22 protein-coding genes are annotated in these 20,548 nt (G+C 71.2%); 4 read left to right on the top strand and 18 right to left on the bottom strand.

Annotation, left to right across the window (positions count from 1 at the left end; translation table 11 throughout):
- Window positions 1-13: 13 nt before the first annotated feature.
- The 9 genes from PP359_RS06295 to coaA all read right to left on the bottom strand — a co-directional run bounded on the left by PP359_RS06295 (window position 14) and on the right by coaA (window position 7,793).
- A complete protein-coding gene (locus PP359_RS06295) occupies window positions 14-508 on the bottom strand; it encodes a hypothetical protein (protein ID WP_112932462.1) in 495 nt (164 codons plus the stop codon).
- Entirely contained in the window at window positions 505-1,572 is a 1,068-nt protein-coding gene (gene tsaD, locus PP359_RS06300) for a tRNA (adenosine(37)-N6)-threonylcarbamoyltransferase complex transferase subunit TsaD (RefSeq protein ID WP_039413420.1), read from the bottom strand. The genes PP359_RS06295 and tsaD overlap by 4 nt, the downstream gene beginning before the upstream one ends.
- Entirely contained in the window at window positions 1,569-2,066 is a 498-nt protein-coding gene (gene rimI / locus PP359_RS06305) for a ribosomal protein S18-alanine N-acetyltransferase (protein WP_294981697.1), read from the bottom strand. Before rimI ends, tsaD begins: the two co-directional genes overlap by 4 nt.
- Entirely contained in the window at window positions 2,063-2,755 is a 693-nt protein-coding gene (gene tsaB, locus PP359_RS06310; protein WP_294981699.1) for a tRNA (adenosine(37)-N6)-threonylcarbamoyltransferase complex dimerization subunit type 1 TsaB, read from the bottom strand. The genes rimI and tsaB overlap by 4 nt, the downstream gene beginning before the upstream one ends.
- Before the next feature lie 38 nt (window positions 2,756-2,793).
- Window positions 2,794-3,297, bottom strand: a complete 504-nt coding sequence (gene tsaE / locus PP359_RS06315) for a tRNA (adenosine(37)-N6)-threonylcarbamoyltransferase complex ATPase subunit type 1 TsaE (RefSeq protein ID WP_039413335.1) — start codon at window positions 3,295-3,297, stop codon at window positions 2,794-2,796.
- A gap of 94 nt (window positions 3,298-3,391) precedes the next feature.
- Window positions 3,392-4,516 carry an alanine racemase gene (gene alr, locus PP359_RS06320; RefSeq protein WP_294979621.1) on the bottom strand — a complete coding sequence of 375 codons (1,125 nt, stop codon included), beginning with the start codon at window positions 4,514-4,516 and terminating at the stop codon, window positions 3,392-3,394.
- Window positions 4,513-4,875 (bottom strand): holo-ACP synthase, encoded by a 363-nt coding sequence (locus tag PP359_RS06325; protein ID WP_036318303.1) that lies wholly within the window; start codon window positions 4,873-4,875, stop codon window positions 4,513-4,515. The genes alr and PP359_RS06325 overlap by 4 nt, the downstream gene beginning before the upstream one ends.
- A 52-nt stretch (window positions 4,876-4,927) precedes the next feature.
- Window positions 4,928-6,778, bottom strand: coding sequence for a glutamine--fructose-6-phosphate transaminase (isomerizing) (gene glmS, locus PP359_RS06330; RefSeq protein WP_499250131.1), 1,851 nt, complete (start codon window positions 6,776-6,778; stop codon window positions 4,928-4,930).
- A 70-nt stretch (window positions 6,779-6,848) separates the two neighbouring features.
- Window positions 6,849-7,793 carry a type I pantothenate kinase gene (gene coaA / locus PP359_RS06335; RefSeq protein ID WP_005050402.1) on the bottom strand — a complete coding sequence of 315 codons (945 nt, stop codon included), beginning with the start codon at window positions 7,791-7,793 and terminating at the stop codon, window positions 6,849-6,851.
- A 33-nt stretch (window positions 7,794-7,826) separates the two neighbouring features.
- Here coaA and PP359_RS06340 point away from each other — a divergent pair, with 33 nt between their 5' ends.
- Window positions 7,827-8,768: a Ppx/GppA phosphatase family protein gene (locus tag PP359_RS06340; RefSeq protein WP_135948544.1), complete on the top strand. Its 942-nt coding sequence runs from the start codon at window positions 7,827-7,829 to the stop codon at window positions 8,766-8,768.
- A gap of 235 nt (window positions 8,769-9,003) precedes the next feature.
- Here PP359_RS06340 and glmM read toward each other — a convergent pair whose 3' ends face one another.
- The 5 genes from glmM to PP359_RS06365 all read right to left on the bottom strand — a co-directional run bounded on the left by glmM (window position 9,004) and on the right by PP359_RS06365 (window position 14,480).
- Window positions 9,004-10,347: a phosphoglucosamine mutase gene (gene glmM / locus PP359_RS06345; protein ID WP_036318298.1), complete on the bottom strand. Its 1,344-nt coding sequence runs from the start codon at window positions 10,345-10,347 to the stop codon at window positions 9,004-9,006.
- A gap of 6 nt (window positions 10,348-10,353) precedes the next feature.
- Window positions 10,354-10,851, bottom strand: coding sequence for a 30S ribosomal protein S9 (rpsI, locus tag PP359_RS06350; RefSeq protein ID WP_005050408.1), 498 nt, complete (start codon window positions 10,849-10,851; stop codon window positions 10,354-10,356).
- A 27-nt stretch (window positions 10,852-10,878) separates the two neighbouring features.
- Window positions 10,879-11,325 (bottom strand): 50S ribosomal protein L13, encoded by a 447-nt coding sequence (rplM, locus tag PP359_RS06355; protein WP_005050409.1) that lies wholly within the window; start codon window positions 11,323-11,325, stop codon window positions 10,879-10,881.
- 400 nt (window positions 11,326-11,725) lie between these two features.
- On the bottom strand, window positions 11,726-12,655 hold the full coding sequence (locus PP359_RS06360) for a UTP--glucose-1-phosphate uridylyltransferase (protein ID WP_294946201.1): 930 nt from the start codon (window positions 12,653-12,655) through the stop codon (window positions 11,726-11,728).
- Window positions 12,656-12,782: 127 nt separating this feature from the next.
- Window positions 12,783-14,480 carry a sensor histidine kinase gene (locus tag PP359_RS06365; protein ID WP_499250132.1) on the bottom strand — a complete coding sequence of 566 codons (1,698 nt, stop codon included), beginning with the start codon at window positions 14,478-14,480 and terminating at the stop codon, window positions 12,783-12,785.
- A 242-nt stretch (window positions 14,481-14,722) separates the two neighbouring features.
- Here PP359_RS06365 and PP359_RS06370 point away from each other — a divergent pair, with 242 nt between their 5' ends.
- A complete protein-coding gene (locus tag PP359_RS06370; protein WP_499250133.1) occupies window positions 14,723-15,094 on the top strand; it encodes a VanZ family protein in 372 nt (123 codons plus the stop codon).
- Window positions 15,095-15,243: 149 nt separating this feature from the next.
- Here PP359_RS06370 and PP359_RS06375 read toward each other — a convergent pair whose 3' ends face one another.
- Window positions 15,244-15,939: a response regulator transcription factor gene (locus PP359_RS06375; RefSeq protein WP_036318294.1), complete on the bottom strand. Its 696-nt coding sequence runs from the start codon at window positions 15,937-15,939 to the stop codon at window positions 15,244-15,246.
- Window positions 15,936-16,193: a hypothetical protein gene (locus tag PP359_RS06380; protein WP_112932452.1), complete on the bottom strand. Its 258-nt coding sequence runs from the start codon at window positions 16,191-16,193 to the stop codon at window positions 15,936-15,938. Before PP359_RS06380 ends, PP359_RS06375 begins: the two co-directional genes overlap by 4 nt.
- A 324-nt stretch (window positions 16,194-16,517) precedes the next feature.
- Between PP359_RS06380 and PP359_RS06385 the strand changes: the two genes are divergently transcribed.
- Window positions 16,518-17,384: a CPBP family intramembrane glutamic endopeptidase gene (locus tag PP359_RS06385; protein WP_499250134.1), complete on the top strand. Its 867-nt coding sequence runs from the start codon at window positions 16,518-16,520 to the stop codon at window positions 17,382-17,384.
- Here PP359_RS06385 and PP359_RS06390 read toward each other — a convergent pair.
- Together PP359_RS06390 and PP359_RS06395 are read right to left on the bottom strand one after the other, a co-directional pair.
- A complete protein-coding gene (locus PP359_RS06390; RefSeq protein ID WP_499250135.1) occupies window positions 17,293-18,501 on the bottom strand; it encodes a sensor histidine kinase in 1,209 nt (402 codons plus the stop codon). The two genes, PP359_RS06385 and PP359_RS06390, sit on opposite strands and share 92 nt — an antisense overlap.
- Entirely contained in the window at window positions 18,498-19,175 is a 678-nt protein-coding gene (locus PP359_RS06395) for a response regulator transcription factor (RefSeq protein ID WP_204359830.1), read from the bottom strand. The genes PP359_RS06390 and PP359_RS06395 overlap by 4 nt, the downstream gene beginning before the upstream one ends.
- Window positions 19,176-19,447: 272 nt before the next feature.
- Between PP359_RS06395 and PP359_RS06400 the strand changes: the two genes are divergently transcribed.
- Entirely contained in the window at window positions 19,448-20,548 is a 1,101-nt protein-coding gene (locus PP359_RS06400; RefSeq protein WP_499250136.1) for a sensor histidine kinase, read from the top strand.

Below are 20,548 nucleotides of genomic sequence, written 5' to 3' on the forward strand. Positions count from 1 at the left end.
CGGCGCGGCGCCGTCAGCCGAACAGCGGCCCCTGGGTCGACGCCCACCACAGCCAGCCCGCGCTGTAGGCGAGCGACAGCAGGCTCAGGCACAGCGCCCAGACCGCGACGGCCCGACTCTCCCAGGGACGGCGCAGCGCGACCACGGCGAGCACCGCGGCCAGGATGCCGATGAGCACGCCCCAGCCGACGACCAGCGAGACGATCAGTGCCACGACGGCGAGGGCGAGAGCCCACGAGGCGCTGCGAGGCAGCACCGGCGGCGTCGGCGCCCAGCGCACGTCAGGTTCGGGTGTCCACGACCCCGTGGTCGCGGCATCCGGCTCCACCGGCGCGCCGACCGCAACCGGCACCGGCTCGGTGAGTTCGCGCTGGAAGCCGCCGCGATGCGCTCCGGGCAGGGCCGCCGTGCCCGCGGGCGCGACGTCGGCCGATGGCGCCTCCAGACGGGCGTCGATGCGCGGCGGCGGAACGTCGTCGGGCGCCGTGTCGGGGCGGTCGTCGCTCATCCCGTGGCCTCCCCGGCGACCTGGATCTCGGTCACCGGCAACGTCGAGTCGGCACCGAAGGCGAGGCTCGAGGGAGCGCGTCCACTCGCGATCAGCTCCGACGCGAGCGCGGCGATCATGGCCCCGTTGTCGGTGCACAGGCTCAGCGGCGGGATGCGCACGGCGACTCCCGCTTCGGCCGCGCGCGCCAGCGCGACCTCGCGCAGGCGCCGGTTGGCGATGACGCCGCCCCCGAGCAGCAGGCGCGGCACGCCGTGCTGCGCGCACGCATCGAGTGCTTTGGTGACGAGCACATCGACGACGGCTTCGCGGAAGGATGCCGCGACATCTCCCACCGCGACCTGCTGCCCCGAGGCCTCGGCCTGCTCGACCCAGCGCGCCACGGCCGTCTTCAGACCGGAGAAGGAGAAGTCGTAGCGGTGCGCCGCCATGTCGGAGGCGCGCGACAGCCCGCGCGGGAAGTGGATGGCGGCCGGGTCGCCGCCCGCCGCGGCGCGGTCGATCTCCGGTCCGCCGGGGTAGGGCAGTCCGAGAATCCGGGCGATCTTGTCGAAGGCCTCACCGGCGGCGTCGTCGAGGGTCTCGCCGAGAAGCTCCACATCGCTCACGAGATCGCGGACGAGCAGCAGCGAGGTGTGTCCGCCGCTGACCAGCAGCGCGACGGTGGGGTAGTCGACGTCCTCGCCGGTGAGCAGATCGGCGGCGATGTGCCCGACGAGGTGGTTGACGGCGTACAGCGGCTTGTCGAGGCCGACGGCGAGCGCTTTGGCGGCGCCGATGCCGACCATGAGCGCTCCGGCGAGACCGGGCCCGCTCGTGACGGCGACGGCATCCACGTCGGTGAGGGCGATGCCGGCCTCGGCGACGGCGGCATCGATCGCCGGCTGCAGAGCTTCGAGGTGCGCCCGGGCGGCGACCTCGGGCACCACCCCACCGAAGCGGGCGTGCTCGTCCATCGAGCTCGAGATGGTGTTGCTGAGCAGGGTGCGGCCCCGGACGATGCCGATGCCGGTCTCGTCGCAACTGGTCTCGATGCCGAGCACAAGCGGTTCACGAACGGTCATGAGCACACTCCCCCGATCTGCGTCTGCGCGTGCCGCTCGGCGGCCCAGGCGACGAGATCGAGCTTCATGACGACGGCATCCACGTCGTCGGGCTGGTAGTAGCGGGGGCGACGCGCGATCTCGAGGAACCCCTCTGAGACGTACAGTGCGGCGGCGGTCGGGTTGTCGGCACGCACCTCGAGGAACACCTCGCGCGCCCCGCGCTGCCGCGCTGCCTTCAGCAGCGCCCGCAGCAAGGTCCGCCCCCGCCCGCGGCCCCGCGCGGACGCGGCGACGGTGATCGTCTGGATGTCGGCATCGGCGGCGCGCGCGACGGCGCGCACCCCGCCGTATGCGAGCAACCGTCCCGCCTCGACGTCGACCAGGTAGTGCGCGTGGGGTGAGAGCAGCTCTTCGCGCATCATCGGCTCGCTCCACGCGTCAGTCGGAAACGACGCGCGTTCGAGGTCCATGATCTCCGCGAGGTCGTCGACGGTGGCGTCGCGCAGCGTCATGCGCGCCCCTCGACGCCCGGGCGGATGACGCTCTTCGGCAGCGTCACGTCGGGAGCACGCAGGTACAACGGCTCGGCACCGGCGAGCTCGCGTCCCGCGGCGACGGCGCGCGCCGCGACGACGGCGAGCATGGCCGCGCTGACCGCGGTCACATCGACACGCTGCGCCCGCTGCGCCGCCAGCACCGCGTCGATCTCGGCGCGCAGGGCCAGGGCCGGTCCCGTCGCGCGGATCGGAAGACCGTCGGCATCCATGCCCTCGTAGACCGAGTACGCGACCTCACGCCGGCGGGCGTCGGTGACGACGGCGAACCGGCGCGCCTCGGCGTACGGATCGGCGAGGGCATCGTCGAGGAGGATCGCCAGGGCCGCCGCGTCGTGACTGGGCACGGCGACGACCGGAAGGTTCCGCGCGAGAGCGAAGGCGCGCGCGGCTGCGATACCCACCCGCAGCCCCGTGAAGGGGCCCGGCCCCATACCGGCGGCGACGTGTGTGAGGCTGACCGGCTCTACCGCCCCGGTCTGTCCGATCGGGCCCCGGGCCGCGTCGGCGAGCGCGTCGCGCAGGAGGTCGCCGATGACTTCGGCGTGGCCGAGTGGGTTGTCGCTGGTGCGGTCGGCGCGGACCGCGCCGTCGGGATCGACGACGCCGACGGCGGTGCCGAGCGAGGTGTCGATGCCGAGGATCACCCCTCCAGGGTAATCGGGGTGAGCGCGCGCCGGAGCGCTCACCCGTGGCGGGTGATGCGGACGAGCCGTGGTGCGGCGTCCTCCATCGCGGCCATGTGGGGACCGGCGGTGCCGCAGGCGTTGTCGACGCCGGTGCCGCTCCAGCCCCGGTCGATCTCGACCTCCCACCAGCGGTCGGCCACGGCGTCCGCGAACGGCGCCGCCCACTCGGCGACGACGACCGCGTGGGCGAAGTCGATGTCCAGATCGTCGAGCTCGCCGTCGGTGCCGAGCCGGTAGGCGTCGACGTGCACGAGCGCGGGACCGTCGGCGAGCGAGGGGTGGGTGCGGGCGATGACGAAGGTCGGGCTCTGCACGCGGCCGCGCACCCCCAGCTCGGCGGCGATACCGCGCGTCAACGTCGTCTTACCCGCGCCCAGCGGCCCCGTGAGCACGACCAGATCACCGGCGCCCAGCGCGCGGCCGAAAGCCCGACCCAGTTCTTCCATCTCTGCGGGCGAGGCGATCTCGCGCTGCCCGACGAACTCATCCAATCCGCTCATGCGATCACCGTTTCGTCTTCTCTCCGCTGGCGTGCAACACCGCGGACGGGTCGCGGATTCCCGCAGGACGCGGGCCCCGCGCGCATCGGTGAGCTCACGCCGACCCCTCGCGCCGCGGCACGCGCGGACCGATGCGGGTGACGATCTCGTAGTTGATGGTGCCGGCGGCATCCGCCCACACCTCCACCGGCGGCGCCCCGAGCGTCGGGTCGCCGAACAGCACCGCCTCCTCGCCCACGGCGACCGGGTGGTCGCCGACGTCGACGACGAACTGGTCCATCGCGATGCGGCCGGCGACGGGGAAGACCTCCCCGCCGATGCGGATGGCGCCGCCGCCGGAGGCCGCGCGCGGCACACCGTCGGCATACCCGGCGGGGATCAGCGCGAGCGTGGTCGGCTGCGTCGTGCGGTAGGCGTAGCCGTACGAGACACCCTGGCCGGCGGGCACGCGGCGCACCGCCGCGACCGCAGCGCGCAGGGTCATCGCCGGCCGCAGGCCCAGTTCGGCGGACGTGCGGTCGGCGAACGGCGACAGCCCGTAGATCGCGATGCCGAGCCGCACGCACCCGAAGCGCGACTCGGGCAGGGCGATGGCCGCGTGCGAGGCGGCGATGTGCCGCAGCTGCGGAGCGAGACCGTGGGATGCCGCGAGCGCGAGCCCGTCCGTGAAGCGTTCGATCGCGGCGCGGTCGTCGGCGGAGGACGTGTTGGAGAGATGACTGAAGATGCCCACGACCCGCAGACGCCCGATGCGCTCGAGGCGGGCCGCTTCGGCGAAGGCGACCGCGTAGTCGGCGGGGGCGAGCCCGTTGCGGCCGAGACCCGTCTCGATCTTCAGGTGCACGCCCACGGGGCGATCCCCCGTCGCCGCCGCGGCGGCGGCCTGCAGCTGGTCGAGGCTGGAGACGCCGAGCTCGATGCCGCGGGAGGCGGCTTCGGCGAAACGGGCTCCGGGTGCGTGCAGCCAGGCGACGAGGGGGGCATCGATGCCGGCACGGCGCAGGGCCAGCGCCTCGTCGATGTCGGAGACGCCGATGCGGCGCGCACCGCCCTCCAGTGCCGCGCGGGCCGCCCGCACGGCGCCGTGCCCGTACCCGTCTGCCTTGACGACGGCGATGATCTCGGATGCCGTGAGCTGTCGCAGATGCCGCACGTTCGCGGTGATCGCGGAGGTGTCGATGACGGCTTCGCGCAGCACGCCCGCGGGGAGTCTGCTCATGCGCTCTCCTGCGACTCGGCGATGACGTACGCGGTCGCCAGGCCCGCGTCGTGACTGAGGGACAGATGGAGGGCGCCGATGCCGCGCGCGGCGACGGTCGCCGCCGTCTCGCCGGTGAGGGCGAAGACGGGCCGACCGGACGGCTCGCTCGCGACCTCGATGTCGGTCCAGTGCACGCCGTCCGAGCCGCCGAGAGCCTTGATCAGCGCTTCTTTGGCGGCGTAGCGGGCGGCCAGCGAGTGCGGTCTGAGGGCCCGCTCCGTCGGCGCGAAGAGCCGCTCGAGCAGCCGAGGCGTGCGCTGCAGCGACCGCTCGAAGCGCGGGATGTCGACGAGGTCGACGCCGATTCCGATGATCACGGCATCCACCCCCTCCGCACGCGCGCCCCCGCCAGCCTACCTGCGGCGGCGATTACTCGACGGTGACGGACTTCGCGAGGTTGCGCGGCTGGTCGACGTCCAGGCCCTTCGCGGTGGCGAGGCCCATGGCGAAGATGTGCAGCGGCACGACGGCCAGGAGCGGCTCGAACAGGGGGCCGGCCAGCGGGATGCGCAGCACCTCGTCGGCGAACGGCAGCACGGCGGCGTCGCCCTCTTCGGCGACGGCGATGACGCGGGCGCCTCGGGCGCGGATCTCCTGGATGTTGGAGACGACCTTCTTGTGCAGCTCCGCCGATTCGCGCGGAGAGGGCACGATGACGAAGACCGGCTGACCGGGTTCGATCAGGGCGATCGGGCCGTGCTTGAGCTCGCCGGCGGCGAAGCCCTCCGCGTGGATGTAGCTGATCTCCTTGAGCTTGAGCGCACCCTCCAGAGCGATCGGGTAGCCCACGTGGCGCCCCAGGAACAGCACCGACTGGGTGTCGGCCATCCAGTGGGAGAACTGCTCGATGTGCGTCTGCTCCTCCGCGAGCACCCGCTGGATCTTGGCGGGGATCGCCTCGAGCTCGCGCACGTGCGTCGCTTGCTCGGCCACGGAGATCGTGCCGCGAAGACGCGCGACGTGCAGGGCCAGCAGGTACAGCGCGGTGATCTGGGCGACGAAGGCCTTCGTGGAGGCGACGGCCACCTCGGGCCCGGCGTGCGTGTAGATCACGGCATCCGACTCGCGGGGGATGGTCGCTCCCTGCGTGTTGCAGATCGACAGCGTCTTGGCGCCCTGCTCGCGGGCGTACTTGACGGCCATCAGGGTGTCCATCGTCTCACCCGACTGACTGATCGAGACGACCAGCGTGTCCTCGCCGATGACCGGGTCGCGGTAGCGGAACTCGTGCGCGAGCTCCACATCGACGGGGATGCGGGTCCACTGCTCGAGTGCGTACTTGCCGGTCTGCCCGGCGTAGGCGGCGGTGCCGCACGCGATCACGACGATGCGACGGATGCCGGTGAACAGCTCGTCCAGCCCCTCGAGCTCGGGAATGGTCACGGTGCCGTCATGCAGGCGTCCACGGATGGTGTTGGCGACCGCGTCGGGCTCCTCGGAGACCTCCTTGGCCATGAACGAGGACCAGCCGCCCTTCTCGGCCGCCGACGCGTCCCAGACGACCTCGAACGGCTCGACCTCGACGGGGGCGCCGGTGAAGTCGGTCACCTCGACGCCGGCGGGTGTGATCGCGACGATCTCGTCCTGACCGATCGCGAGGGCGTGGCGGGTGTGCTCGACGAAGGCGGCGACGTCGGAGCCGAGGAAGTTCTCTCCCTCACCGAGACCGATGACGAGGGGGGAGTTGCGGCGGGCGCCGACGACCAGCCCGGGCTGGTCGCGGTGCATCGCCAGGAGGGTGAAAGCGCCTTCCAAACGTGCGACGACGGTGCGGAAGGCGGCGACGAGATCGCCGGAGGCCTGATACTCGCGGCCGAGGAGGACCGCGGCGACCTCCGTGTCGGTCTCGGAGCGGAACGTGTACCCGTCGCTGAGCAGCTCGGCCTTCAGCTCCGAGAAGTTCTCGATGATGCCGTTGTGGATGACAGCGAGCTTGTCGTCGTCGGCGAGGTGGGGGTGCGCGTTGGCGTCGGTCGGCCCCCCGTGGGTGGCCCACCGGGTGTGACCGATCCCGGTCGTGCCGTCGGGCATCGGGTGGGCGGCGAGATCGTCGCGCAGCACCTGCAGCTTGCCCGCGCGCTTGCGCATATCGAGGTCACCGCCGCCGTCGATCACGGCGATGCCGGCCGAGTCGTAGCCGCGGTACTCGAGGCGGGCGAGCCCGGACAGCAGGATGGCCTGGCTGTCGCGAGGACCTACGTAACCGACGATTCCACACATAGGCTCAATGCTAGGTGCGGGCATTTGCTCGGAGCCCTGACAAACGCCGTGAATTCGGCGGATGTCGCCGTCAGAGCTTGCGCAGGCGCACCGACTCCACCGCGTGCGCCGCCGCCTTCTTCAGCACGAGGGTGGCGCGGTGACGCGTGGGCGCCACGTTCTCGCGGAGGTTGGGCAGGTTGATCTCGTTCCAGTAGCCGAGGGCCGTCGTGACGGCCTCCTCGTCGGAGAGGTCGGCGAACACGTTGAAGAACGAGCTCGGGTTGCTGAACGCCCCGCGGCGCAGGGCGAGGAAGCGGTCGACGTACCACTGGGCGATGTCGGCTTCGTCGGCATCCACGTAGATCGAGAAGTCGAAGAGGTCGCTGACGGCGACGTCGTGGGGCGACGGCGGGGGCGAGAGCACGTTCAGGCCCTCGACGATGACGACGTCGGGGCGACGGACCGTGACATGCGCATCGGGGACGATGTCGTAGCGGACGTGCGAGTAGAACGGGGCGCGCACCTCCGCGGCGCCGGATTTGACCTCGGTGAGAAAGCTGACCAGTGCGCGGCGGTCGTACGACTCCGGAAAGCCCTTGCGCTCCATGAGGCCGCGGCGCTCGAGCTCCGCGTTCGAGTAGAGGAAGCCGTCGGTGGTGACCAGTTCCACCCGGGGCGTTCCCGGCCACCGGCTCATCAGCTCGCGCAGCAGCCGTGCGATGGTGGACTTTCCGACCGCGACCGACCCGGCGACGGCGACCACGAACGGCGTGGTCGAGTCGGCTTCGCCGAGGAAGGCGGCGGTCTCGGCGCCGAGGCGCTGGGTGTTCTCGGCGTAGGTGCTCAGCAGCCGGCTCAGCGGCAGATAGACCTCGCGCACCTCGGTGAGATCCAGCCGATCGCCGATACCGCGCAGCTGAACGACCTCGGTCTCGGTGAGCGGAGCGGGGATGCCGGCGGCCAGGCGTGCCCAGTCTGCGCGCCCGATCTCGCGGTACAGCGAGTCGATCGTCGTCTCGTCTTCGGTGGACATCGGGCCCACTCTATCTGTGGATACGCTGAACCCATGCGTCTCGGAGTCCTCGATATCGGCTCGAACACCGTCCACCTGCTCGTCGCCGATGTCCATCCCGGCGGGCGTCCGCAGGCCACGACGAGCCAGCGCACGGTGCTGCGTCTCATGCGCTATCTCGAGCCCGACGGCGCGATCAGCGAGGCGGGTGTGGAGGCGCTCGTGGATGCCGTCGCGCAGGCCCGCGCCGTCGCCCAGGCGGAGAACGTCGTCGAGCTGCTGGCGACCGCGACCAGCGCGGTGCGCGAGGCCACGAACGGCGCCGACGTGATCGCGCGGATCGAGGCGGCCCTCGGCCAGGAACTGCAGGTGCTGGGCGGCGAGTCGGAGGCGCGGTTCACGTTTCTCGCGGTGCGCCGCTGGTTCGGCTGGTCGGCGGGGCAGATCCTGCTCTTCGACATCGGCGGCGGATCGCTGGAGATCGCCGCCGGCGCGGACGAGCTGCCCGACGTGGCCGCATCGGTCCCTCTCGGCGCGGGAAGGACGACGGTGGAGTTCCTCCCCCACGACCCGCCCGGCGAAGACGCCGTGGAGGTGCTGCGCGAGCACGCGCGGGGTGTGCTCGCGCCCGTCGCCGCGCGCATGTCCGGTCAGCCGCGACCGAACCACGTCGTCGGCTCCTCGAAGGCCATCCGGTCGCTGGCCAAGCTCGCCGGCTATCCCGTTCCGGGGTGGAGCGGCAGCGAGCGGATGCTGCTTCCCCGGGGAGCGCTGGGCTCGTGGATTCCGCGGCTGGCACGCATCCCGGCATCCGCCCGTCAGGAGCTGCCCGGCATCACCGCCGACCGCACCTTCCAGATCGTCGCGGCCGCCGTGGTGCTGCACACGGCCATGACGGCGCTCGACGTCGACGAACTCGAGGTGAGCCCCTGGGCGCTGCGCGAAGGCGTGCTGCTGCGGTACATCGAGTCGCTGAGCTGGCAGGAACCGGCCTGAGCGTCGCCGTCGCCGGCGGATCGAGGGGAGCAGCCCCTCCGTCGGGGGGTGCGTCGGGGGGAACGCTGACGGAGGGGCCGCGCACCCCAGTCGTCATGCCCGCAGAGCCCCGATCCTGTCGGGTCAGGGCTCGGGGATGGGTAGTGAGTGCAGGCTCAGGCTAGGGCGCCGCGCGAGCACAGCGCCAGAGCGCCGACAACGTTTTACCGGCGCGTAATCTGCGCCGATCGCCGCCTCAGCCGCGGACGATGTCGGCGAGCTCTTCGGCGATGCGCTGCGCATCGCCCTGCGAGGCGGCCTCGACCATGACGCGCACCATCGGCTCGGTTCCCGAGGGGCGCAGCAGCACCCGCCCGCTGTCGCCGAGCGCCGCTTCGGCGACCTGCACGCCGGCGAGGACGTCGGCGTCGGTCGCGCGGGAACGCTCGACCCCGCGCACGTTGATCAGCACCTGGGGGAAGACGGTCATGACCGACGCCAGATCGGCCAGCGAACGCCCCGTCCGCGCCATCTCGGCGCACAGGTGCAGCCCGGTGAGCACGCCGTCGCCGGTCGTGGCGTAGCGGCTCATGATGACGTGACCGCTCTGCTCGCCGCCGAGGGAGAAGCCGCCCTCGTTCATCCGCTCGAGCACGTACCGGTCACCGACCGCGGTCTGCTCGACGGTGATGCCCTGAGCGGCCATCGCGCGGTGCAGGCCGAGGTTGCTCATGACGGTCGCCACCAGCGTGTCGTTCTTGAGCCGCCCGTCGCGCTTCATCGCGACGGCGAGGATCGCCATGATCTGGTCGCCGTCGATCACGCGCCCGTCGGCGTCGACCGCCAGGCACCGGTCGGCGTCGCCGTCGTGCGCGATGCCGACGTCGGCGCCGGTGCGCACGACCTCGGCCGACAGCTTCTCGAGGTGCGTCGATCCGTAGCCGTCGTTGATGTTGACGCCGTCGGGATCGGCGCCGATGACCGTCACCTTCGCCCCGGCGTTGCGGAACGTCTCGGGAGAGACACCGGATGCCGCGCCGTGCGCGCAGTCCAGCACGACGTGCAGCCCATCCAGGCGGTGCGGCAGGGACGCGAGCAGGTGGATCGCGTAGCGGTCTTCGGCATCCGAGAAGCGCACCACGCGCCCGACGTCGCCACCGGTGGGACGCAGCTTCTCCCCCGCCATCGCCTCTTCGATGCGTCGCTCGACCTCGTCGGGGAGCTTGACGCCGCCGCGGGCGAAGATCTTGATGCCGTTGTCGGGGGCAGGATTGTGGGATGCCGAGATCATGACGCCGAAGTCGGCGTCGATGTCACCGATGAGGTAGGCAGCCGCCGGCGTGGGCAGCGTTCCCGCGTCGAGGACGTCGACGCCCGACGAGGCGAGCCCCGCTTCGACGGCCGCCGACAGGAACTGACCGGACACGCGAGGATCGCGCGCGATCACGGCGGTGAGCCGCTTGCCCGCGGCCTTTCGCGCCTCGGCGATACGGCCCTGGCCCAGGACGACGGCAGTCGCCTGGGCCAGGGTGAGCGCGAGGTCGGCGGTGAGGGGGCCGTTGGCCAGGCCCCGCACACCGTCCGTCCCGAACAGCGCCATGAAGCTTTAGCGCTTCGAGTACTGCGGAGCCTTGCGGGCCTTCTTGAGACCGGCCTTCTTGCGCTCCTTGACGCGGGCGTCGCGCGAGAGGAAGCCGGCCTTCTTGAGGGTCGGGCGGTTGTTCTCGGCGTCGATCTCGTTCAGCGCGCGGGCGATGCCCAGGCGCAGCGCGCCGGCCTGACCCGAGGGGCCGCCGCCGGAGATGCGCGCGATGACGTCGTAGCCACCCGCGAGGTCGAGCACCGTGAACGGGTCGTTGATGAGCTGCTGGTGCAGCTTGTTGGGGAAGTAGTCCTCGAGCGTGCGGCCGTTCACCGTGATGGTGCCGGAGCCGGGGATGAGGCGGACGCGCGCGATGGCCTGCTTGCGGCGGCCGACGGCGGCACCGGGAACCGACAGCACCGGGCGGGGCGCGGCAGCGGCCTCGACCGGAGCGCTCTCGGTGGTGTAGCTCTCCGCGTTGTCGAGGGTGTTCTCTTCGATGGAGTCAGCGATCTTCGCCATGAGTTGTCCTTATGTCTCTCGGCGCGCTTACTGAGCGACCTGGCCGAAGGTGTACGGGGTGGGCTGCTGGGCCGCGTGCGGGTGCTCGGCGCCCACGTAGACCTTCAGCTTCGACAGCTGCTGGCGACCCAGGCTGTTCTTGGGGAGCATGCCGCGGATCGCCTTCTCGACGGCGCGGACCGGGTTCTTCTCGAGGAGCTCGGCGTACGAGGTGGCCGTGAGCCCGCCCGGGTAGCCCGAGTGGCGGTAGGCCATCTTCTTCTGGAGCTTCTGACCCGTGAGGGCGACCTTCTCGGCGTTGACGACGATGACGAAGTCACCGGTGTCCATGTGGTTCGCGAAGGTGGGCTTGTGCTTGCCGCGGAGGATGGCGGCGGCGTGCGAGGCGAGGCGTCCGAGAACGACGTCGGTCGCGTCGATGACGACCCACTCGCGGGTCACTTCACCGGCCTTGGGGGTGTAGGTGCGCGTCACAGTAGTGCTGCTTTCTTGATTCGAACGGAGAGGTTCGTGAATCCCGCTCCGGGGTGGTTCGCTGCGCGGGTACGAGATCCGCGGAGGTGAACACGCCAGTGGAGGGCTCACGTTCGTGGCGTCGGCCGCAGGCAGCACGAGCACCAAAGGGAAAGTCTACGCTACGCGGTCATCACCGCCAAACCCGTCGAGACGACGCGGGCACGGCGACGCGATACGTGCCGTGAAAAAAGGGCGACCGAGGAGCCGAAGGGATACTCCGGCTCCTCGGTCGCGGCGGCCGCACGCGGGGGGTCGGCGACCGCCAACCGGTCGTGTGGGGACACTACCGGGGGTTGGGGGGACAGGCTCTGCAGGCGAAGCTCACCGTTCCTGTGTTGTCGGTACCAGACTACCGGGATCAGGCCGTCTCCACCGCAGGCGGAGCCGGAGAAACGGCCGTCTCGTCGAGGCCGGCGGCGAACTGTTTGATCCACGGACGCAGCTCGGGCCCGAGGTCGTCGCGGTCGCAGGCGAGCTGCAGGATCGCCTTGATGTAGTCGACCCGGTCGCCGGTGTCGTAGCGGCGTCCGCTGAAGACGACGCCGTACACGCCGGGCCCGTCCGGATCGGCCGCGAGTTCACGGAGGGCATCGGTCAGCTGGATCTCGCCGCCCTTGCCGGGCTCGGTGTGCGCGAGCACTCCGAACACCTCCGGCCCCAGGACGTAGCGGCCGATGACAGCGAGGTTTGAGGGGGCATCCTCGCGGGTGGGCTTCTCGACGAGGTCGAGGATGCGGACCGATCCGTCGTCGCCGCGAGCTCCGACGGTGGCGACACCGTAGAGATGGACCTGTTCGGGATCGACCTCCATGAGCGCGACGACGGCACCGCCGGTGCGCTCATGGACCGCGAGCATGGTCGGAAGGAGCGGGTCGCGCTCATCGATGAGGTCGTCGCCGAGCATGACGACGAACGAGGAGTCGCCGACGTACGAGGCCGCTCGCGACACGGCGTGCCCGAGCCCCCGCGGTTCGCCCTGGCGGGTGATGTGGATGTCGGCGAGCTGCGACGAGTGGGCGACCTTGCCGAGCTTGGCGGTGTCGCCCTTCGTCGTCAGCGCCGTCTCGAGCTCGGGGACCGAGTCGAAATGGTTGGCGATGTTGTTCTTGTTGCGGCCGACGATGATGAGCACGTCGCGGATGCCGGCGGCCACCGCCTCTTCGACGACGTACTGAATGGCCGGCTTGTCGACGACGGGCAGCATCTCTTTGGGCATCGCCTTGGTGGCGGGAAGGAACCTCGTGCCGAGACCCGCTGCGGGGATGACGGCCTTGTAACGAATGGACATGCGATCTCCTGCGGGGCGTGAAGGGGGGTCTGCTCCGAGGCGTCCGAGGACGCGCGCGTAGGGCGAGCATAGCGCCCGCAGAGGATCGCTCTGTGTCGGCCGGGCGACGGCCAGATGACGTGCGGAGTCAGGCGGGGGCCGCGATCAGGGTCGCCGGCAGGGTCGACTCGAGCACGACGTCGCGCCCGTCCTGATAGAGAAGCGTTCGTCCCGCGAAGGGCCGCACGGGCATGACCGCGCGAGGCAGCTCACCGGCCGATGCGACGCGCACGTGGAGGTCTCCCCCGGCATCCGTGGAGATGTCGATCCGCGCCGCGCGCGCACCGGAGTGCTTGACCGCGTTGACGAGGGCCTCGTTGACGACTTCCGAGACGATGGGGGCGGCCTCGGCACCGTCCACGGCCGACGCCGCGGCGTCGTCGATGCGGGTCTCCAGCACCATGATCGGCTCCCACCCCGCCAGCATCCGCCGCAAGGCGCCCACCGTCTCGATCTCCGACATCGGCACGGGCACGAGCACCTCGTCGAGCGCCCGGTCGGTCTCGACACGGAACTGGGCGATGTCGTCGGCCGTCGGCGGATTCTCGTCGACGCGAGCGGCGAAGATCACGCAGCGCCCCTGCACGCGCCCGTGGAGGGTGGATGCCGCGTGCAGCAACGGAGCCTGCGCTCGCCGCACGCGGTCGGCGAAGTCACCCGCCGCACGGGCGAGCTCTCGGGTGGCATCGGCCTCGTCGGTGCGCGCCCAGCGATACGTGTCGATCGCGAGGGAGAGCACGATCGCCGCGAGCGGCATGGCGAACGCCGGGATGATCATCAGCGCCCCGGTCGCCGGGAGCAGGAGACGTCCCACGACGGCGGACGTCATTCCCGCCAACGTCCACACGAGGAGGAAGATCACGCCTCGGCCACGTCGGCTGTGGATCGGCGCCGCGCGCAGCACGGCGCCGGCAGCCAGATCGAGCAGGAAGACGGCGACGCCGGCGATGACGACATCGGAGACGTCTCCCACCGTGAGCAGATACGGCGCAGCCATGAGCAGGTAGAGCGCCCCGACCCACAGCAGCGGCGTCGGCTGAAGCCGCTCGAGCCCGTGACGGTGCCGAGCGGCGCGAGACCGCGGCGCCCACAGCGCGGGAACCGGCGCACTGGCGGCGGCCATCTCCTCCAGGCGGTGGCTCGCGGCGCGCACGCGTTCGGAGAAGTCGCGCACGGCGTCGAAGTCGATCACCCGCGCCAGCATGGCGTCGCGCTCGGCCCGAAGCTCCGCGACGAGGCCGCGGATGACCAGACGTGCGTCACGATCGTCGGTGACGACCTGCTCGGTTGCGGCATCCAAGCGGCCCAGAGCGTGGGCAAGACGGTCGGCGGTCGCACGGGTCTGCTGGTACTGGGTGGTGATGATCGCGACGAGGGTGAACAGGCCGAAAGCCACGATGACGTTGGTGCCGATGCGCGCCGCCCACACGCCGCCGGAGCGGCCGTTGTAGAGGAGGTGGATGAACGTCTCGTTGAGGATCGGACGCGCGGTCGCGACGAGCAGCAGCGTGACGGTGACCAGGAGCGCACGAGAGCGGTGATCGCGCATTCGGCGTTCGGCGGCAGCCACGGCGAGAACGGGAAGGGCGAGGACGACCCAGCTGAGCACAGCCGCGGCAATGCCTTGCACATAGCCGTCACGGGTGCCCTCGACGATGGCGACGAGCAGAAGCGCCGAAACGGGCAGCGACACGACCGCGCTCCAGCGCGTGAAGAAGCGGCCACTTCCGGCGGTGTCCCAGTACGCTGACACCACGTTGATCGCGCGCGGCTCCCGCCGGGCCATTAGCTCAACCCCACCATTCCTACCCCCAAGTAGTAGTCAGTGTAACCATTCGTCTACATGGAGGGGAGAGGGAATTCCTTATAATTCGCCCGTATTCTCGTCGCGACGGGGCGACCCGGTAGAAGGGAAGCCCGATGACGAAAGAGGCCGGTTCTCCCCCACTCGGTGGGCGTCTCGCGACGACCTGGCAGACGCGACTGACGGGGTGGGGTCGAAATGCCCGGGCGTGGTTGTCAGCGTACGTGATCGCGCTCGCGCTGATCGCATTCTGGCCCGTTCCCGTCGACTCCGGGGCCGGGCCACTGCTGCGAGCGGTGACGCGGCTCTTCCCGCTGCTGACCTACGCGCGGATCGAGTTCGGCGCGAACATCCTGCTGTTCGTGCCGCTGGGTTTCCTTCTGACGCTGATTCTCGCGCGCGATCGGTGGCTGGTGATGCCGATCGCGTTCCTCACGACCGTCACGATCGAGACCGGCCAGGCCATCGCGCTGGCCGCGCGCACGCCGAGCGTGCTCGACATCGTCGCCAACACGGCGGGGGCCTGCCTCGGCATCGTGCTCGCCGTCTTCGCGGAGACGCTCGCCCGAGCGCGGACCGAACCTCCGACGACCTGAGCACCGGCCCAGCGCGGAGGGATGCGGTCGCCCTGCGCCAGCCCCCCGGCAGGGGCAGGGCGACCGCCTTCCATTGGTGACATCTGGGGTTCGTCACCGCATGGGGATGGGGCACGCCCATCATCGACCACCCGAGGCGGCTCGTGGGGCTAGATGAGAGGAATCTCACCCATCGCGGTCTCGCGCTCGGCTCCCCCGTGCGCGAGATAGGCGCGCACGGCATCGACTCTGGCATTGCGTGCGGGGTCGGACCCCACGCCGAGCACGGCGTACGCCGCCCGCAGGTGCGCTTCGACCGAGCGGGGCGAAAGGGCGAGTCGCCGGGCGATCGCCGTGTTGCTGAGACCCTCGGCGACGAGGGAGAGCACCTCGCGCTGGCGGGCGCTGAGGCGGCACAGCGGGCTCTCGCGCCATTCGACGCTCTCCGCCCGGATGGCGGGATCGAGCACGCGGCGTCCGGCGGCGACCGACGTGAGGGCGTACACGAGAGCCGGGGACGTGAGCGAGAGGTTCTTGGAGAGCACGGCCCAGCCGGCCGCGTCTTCCGCCGGCACGCGGCGCAGAAGATCCCGCGTCTCGGGCGCCGCCAGCACGACGATGCCGAGGCGGCTCGATCGGGCACGCAGAGCTTCGCCGAGCGGCACCCCGCCGCCGTCGGGAACGTGCGGGCCGATGAGGGCCACGTCGATCGCGCGTTCGGTCGCCTCGATCGCCGCGCGGGCCGAGTCGCACAGCGCGACGGCACGCATGCCCGGTTGCTGATCGATGAGACGCGCGAGCAGATCGCGAAGGAGGGGTTGCCCCTCCACGACGAGCACGCGCACCGAGCGCGGCCGGTCGGTCACGCCCGGCTGGTGGCGTCGCCGCCGCGGTGCGTGGTGGTCGCGAGGTAGCGGGCGACGGAGATGTCGCGACCGGCGAGACCGGCGGCGCGGCCGGTGATGCGACTCCAGAGGCTGGGGGCGACCCGCACCATCGTGATGCCCTCGGCGCGCAGCTGGCGAGCCGTGGGCGGATCGAGGTAACGGCGCGAGGGCGCGGGCTGCCAGTGCGCGTTGACGTAGATCTCCACAATGCGAGCGTCGCCGGCTCGACTCATCGTCACTCCTCATTTCCCCAAGATGCGACCCGCCGACCGCAGGCCCGGCGCATCCGGCAAGGGAGGCGCAGCGCTGCAGAAAGTGCTCCGTTCCCAGAAACGGAAGGGTCGCGCCGGGCCCCAAGACCAGGCGCAGCATCATTGTGTCTCAGCGCGAAACTGCCCATCGACGGAAATCCGCGATTTCACGAGAGTTTTACGTGGAAGCACGTAGGGGCGCAGACACCGGCGATCGCGCGGTCGGACTGGGAGCGTTCCCGCGACGACGGATTGACACGGCCGCGACCGCTGGCTGCGCCGCAAGGGGCGGAGTTGACTCGACGCATGAGCGCGTACCCAGCGGCGGGGATCGCGGCGCCCGCGCGGCACGGCACCGTGGCGGTGTTCCTGGGCGTCACCTTCGCCGTCACCTGGGGGCTGTGGCTGCCGCTTCTCGTCGACGCGCGCACCGCGCCGTCGGGCACGCTCGACGCCGTACCGGCCACGTTCTTCATCGCGTCGGTGGGACCGGCGGTCGGAGCGGTGGCGGCGACCTGGTTCGCGGCGGGGCCGGCGGCTGTGGCGCGGTGGGCGCGACGCATCCTGCGCCTGCGGTTCGGCGGGTTCTGGTGGTTCGCCGCGCTGGGGATGCCGGCGCTGTACTACCTGATCGGCTTCTTCACCGCTGCGTTCGCCGTGGGCGGCTGGCCCGACCCGGCCGCCTTCGGCACCACCGCAAAGCTGCCGGGCCTGCCCTGGCCTCTGGTCGCACTGGTGTGGGCGGCGACGTTCGGCCTGGGCGAGGAGGCAGGGTGGCGCGGATGGCTGCTTCCCGCGCTCGCGGAGCGCGTCACGGTGTTCTGGGCGTCGGTGCTGGTCGCCGTGGTCTGGATCGTCTGGCACGCTCCGGCGTTCTTCTTCAACCCGACGTATCAGGCGATGGGCGCCGGCATCGTCGGCTGGATGCTGGCTCTGGTGCTCGGATCGTTCGTCCTGTCGTGGATGACGGCCGGCGCACGGTGGAGCATCGTTCCCGTGGTGCTCTGGCACGCCGGCTTCGATCTGCTGACCGCGGCGGATCAGTCTGCGGGGGTGATCGCGTCGACGATCAGCGCGGTCGTCATGGTGCAGGGGGCGGTGTGTGCGGTGCTGCTGTGGCGGAGGCGGATGCCGCGGCATCCCCGGCACTCTCCGCACTCAGTGGCAGCGTGAGCTTCAGGCGGGCGCCGGTGCGGGAGCGCCCGCCGTGGAGCGTTTCGAGCACGAGCTCTCCGCCGAGCACCTGCGCTCGTCTCCGAAGGCGCGCCAGCCCCGACAGTGTCGGTGTCGCCGGGGGCGCGGACCCGTTGTTGCCGACCACGACGAGCAGGATGCCGCCGCTCTCGCGCGCCGAGATGACGACGTGGTCGGCCGAGCCGTGGCGAAGCGCGTTGGAGAGGGCGTCCTCGATGACCCGCACCACCAGAACGCGGGCTTCGTGCGAGAGACGGCTCTCGAAAGCCGAGAAGACGGCGTCGTCGGGCGCTGTGACGGCCACCGACGGCGGCAGGCGCACGACGAGCGCACGCACGGCCGGTGCGAGCCCGCGCTCGAGGTCGACGGGGTAGAGCCGTCCGCTGAGCGCGCGCAGTTCTCTCTCGCGCAGCCGTTGGAGCTGGTCGGCGACCGCGTGCAGCTCGCCGGCCACTCCCGCATCGGCGTGTGCGGTCGACAGTGCCAGGTGCCGCAGCCGCGCCTCCATGACGACGAAGGTGCCCTGCACGCTGCCGTGGATCGTCTCGGCGAGCTCGTAACGCAGGCGCAGTTCCTCCTCCTGCAGTTCGGCGACCAGGCCCGCGGCGCGTGCCTGCGCGATCGACTGCTCCCGCTCGGCGTGGCGGATGCGGCGGGCGACGTCCACCTGCACGAGTCCGAGACCGACCGCGCATGCCGCCGCCACCGCGGCGCTGACGTACTCGCCGATGCTGGTCGGCGCGACGGCATCCGGCGCGAGAGTCGCCGCGAGAACCGCTCGAGCGGCTGCGAGCGTGAGGGCCGCTCCGACCGCGATCGCGACGACCGACAGGCACCGGGCGAGGTAGCCGTAGCGCTCGGGCCGCAGAAGGTGCACGGCCGACAGCATGACGACCGGTGCGACCACGGCCGCGCCCACCGTCGCCCACACTGCGACGCCTCCGCCGGCGACGGCGGGGCAGCCGCTGAGCAGGCAGCCCTGCAGGCTGGTGTAGATCGTGACAGCGAGGGTGGCCGCCGCCGTCGCGACCAGGACGATCCGATGGTCGGTCACGGCATCCGCACGCACGTCGCGCGAGGGGCGCGACCGGGTCATCCCGCCGAGGTCCAGGGCGACGTCGTGTGCTGCAGGTAACTGCGCACCGCCTCGACACGCGGGTTGCGCTCGCGACTGGCCGGAATGCCGAGCAGGCCGTAGGCCGCGTTGAGGTGCGCGTCGACGGAGCGGGGCGAGATGCCCAACCGGTCGGCGATCGCCGCGTTGGTCAAGCCCTCGGCGACGAGGGCGACCACTTCGCGCTGGCGCCGGCTGAGCCGGGTGAGCGGGCTGTTGCGGCGGATCTCGCGTTGAGCGCGGATCGCGGGGTCGAGCACGGTGCGCCCGGCGGCGACGGCGCGGATGGCGTAGACGAGCGCGGATGCCGACAGCGAGGAGTTCTTGGAGAGAAAGCCCCACCCGGCGGCCTCGCTGCCCGGAACCTCCAGGAGGGTGCTGATCGAGTCGGACGCGGAGAGCACGAGGATGCCGAGACCGGGGCGGCGAAGCCGCAGTTCCCGGCCCAGCCGGATGCCGTCGCCGTCGGGCAGGCGCAGGTCGATGAGGGCGACATCGAGCGTACGGACGTCGGTGTTGCGGGCGCTCTGCGCCGAGGAGGCGACGGCGGAGACGCGCAGGCCGTTCTGATCGGCCAACAGCACGGCGAGCATCTCGCGGAAGAGCGGTTGATCCTCGACGACCATGACGTCGAGGATGCGGAGCTGCCCCGTCACGATCGCGGGATCACGTGGAGGCGGAGCGATCGGGGGCACGGGCGTGACATGTGCATTCTCCTGTCGAGTGGCCCCCCGCCGACGACCATCTTCACGCACTCGTGCGGCTCGCCGTCGAAAATGACGAAGAAGACGGCGAGTTCGCGCACGGCAGCGCAGAACGCGTCGGTGATTCCACCTACAACTGCCGCCGCTGCGCTCGGAGCCGGGCGAAGCCCTCTGCTAGAACCGTCGAGGGGGATGCACACCGTGGCGAGCACGGAAGAGGACCCATGAGCATGGCGAGGAGGAGCACGGGATCGACGGCGCGCGGACGCGGCCGCCTCTCGCGCCGCGCCTGCGATGACGGGCTGCTCGTGCTGTCGGCCCTGAACGAGATCGTCGGCGAAGCGGTGATCGTGACCGATGAGCGCGGCATCCCCCTGCGCCTGAACGGCCCGGCACGCGACGCGTTCGCACGGGCCGGGCTGCCCGAGATCCTGAGCGCCGGCGCGGAGTACCGCGACCTGCGCCTCTTCCACGCCGACCGGACCACGCCGATCGCGGTGGGGCCGCAGCTCCTGCACCACGTGGCGTCGACGGGCAACGCGATTCCGTATACGACGTGGGTGGGCGAAGGGGCCGAGCAGCGCGCGATGTCGATCACCGCCCGCCCGTTCCGAGATCAGCGCGGCGCCAGGCGGGGCGCGGTGATCGTGGCGCGCGATATGACGACGGTGTTCGAGGCGTCGCGGATCCGTGACGACTTCCTGCGCGATGCCGCCCACCGCCTGCGTGGTCACCTGACGACGGTGGCCGGCTATGCCGAGCTGCTCGAATCGCACTCCCCGGCCGGTGAGATCGGCGGGCGGCTGAGTCGGGCGACGGAGCAGCTGGTCGACGTGGTGGACGATCTGTTCCGCACGGCTCGTGAGGACGTCGCGCGGTCGATACCCGCCACCGAGGTGTCGGCGGCCCTTTCGGACGTGTGCGCCGTGTTCCTCGGCGTTGCAGGGGCCCGAGGGGTGACGCTGCAGGTGATCGATGAGGGCTGCGGCAGCGTGCGGTTCGAGCAGACGCAGCTGCGTCAGGTGCTCGCCGACCTGTTGTCGTATGCGATCGGGCACTGCCGCACGGCGGGCCGGATCGTGGTGCGCGCACATCGCGATCATCACCGCACGACGGTGACGGTGGCCGACGACGGGCGGCACACGACGGACGAGGAGCGACGGCGACAGCTGGCGCACCTCATGGGCGCTGCCGATCACCGCACGGCGACGCGAGATCCGGCGTTCGCGCCGCGCCATGCCGTGCGGGCGAATCAGGCAACGCTGTCGGTGCGGCCCGACCACCCGGTCGGCACGATCGCGAGTCTGGTGATGATCGCCGTCTGA

Origin of the sequence: Sphingomonas sp. BLCC-B65 (assembly GCF_028550675.1) — a bacterium.
Classification (GTDB): domain Bacteria; phylum Actinomycetota; class Actinomycetes; order Actinomycetales; family Microbacteriaceae; genus Microbacterium.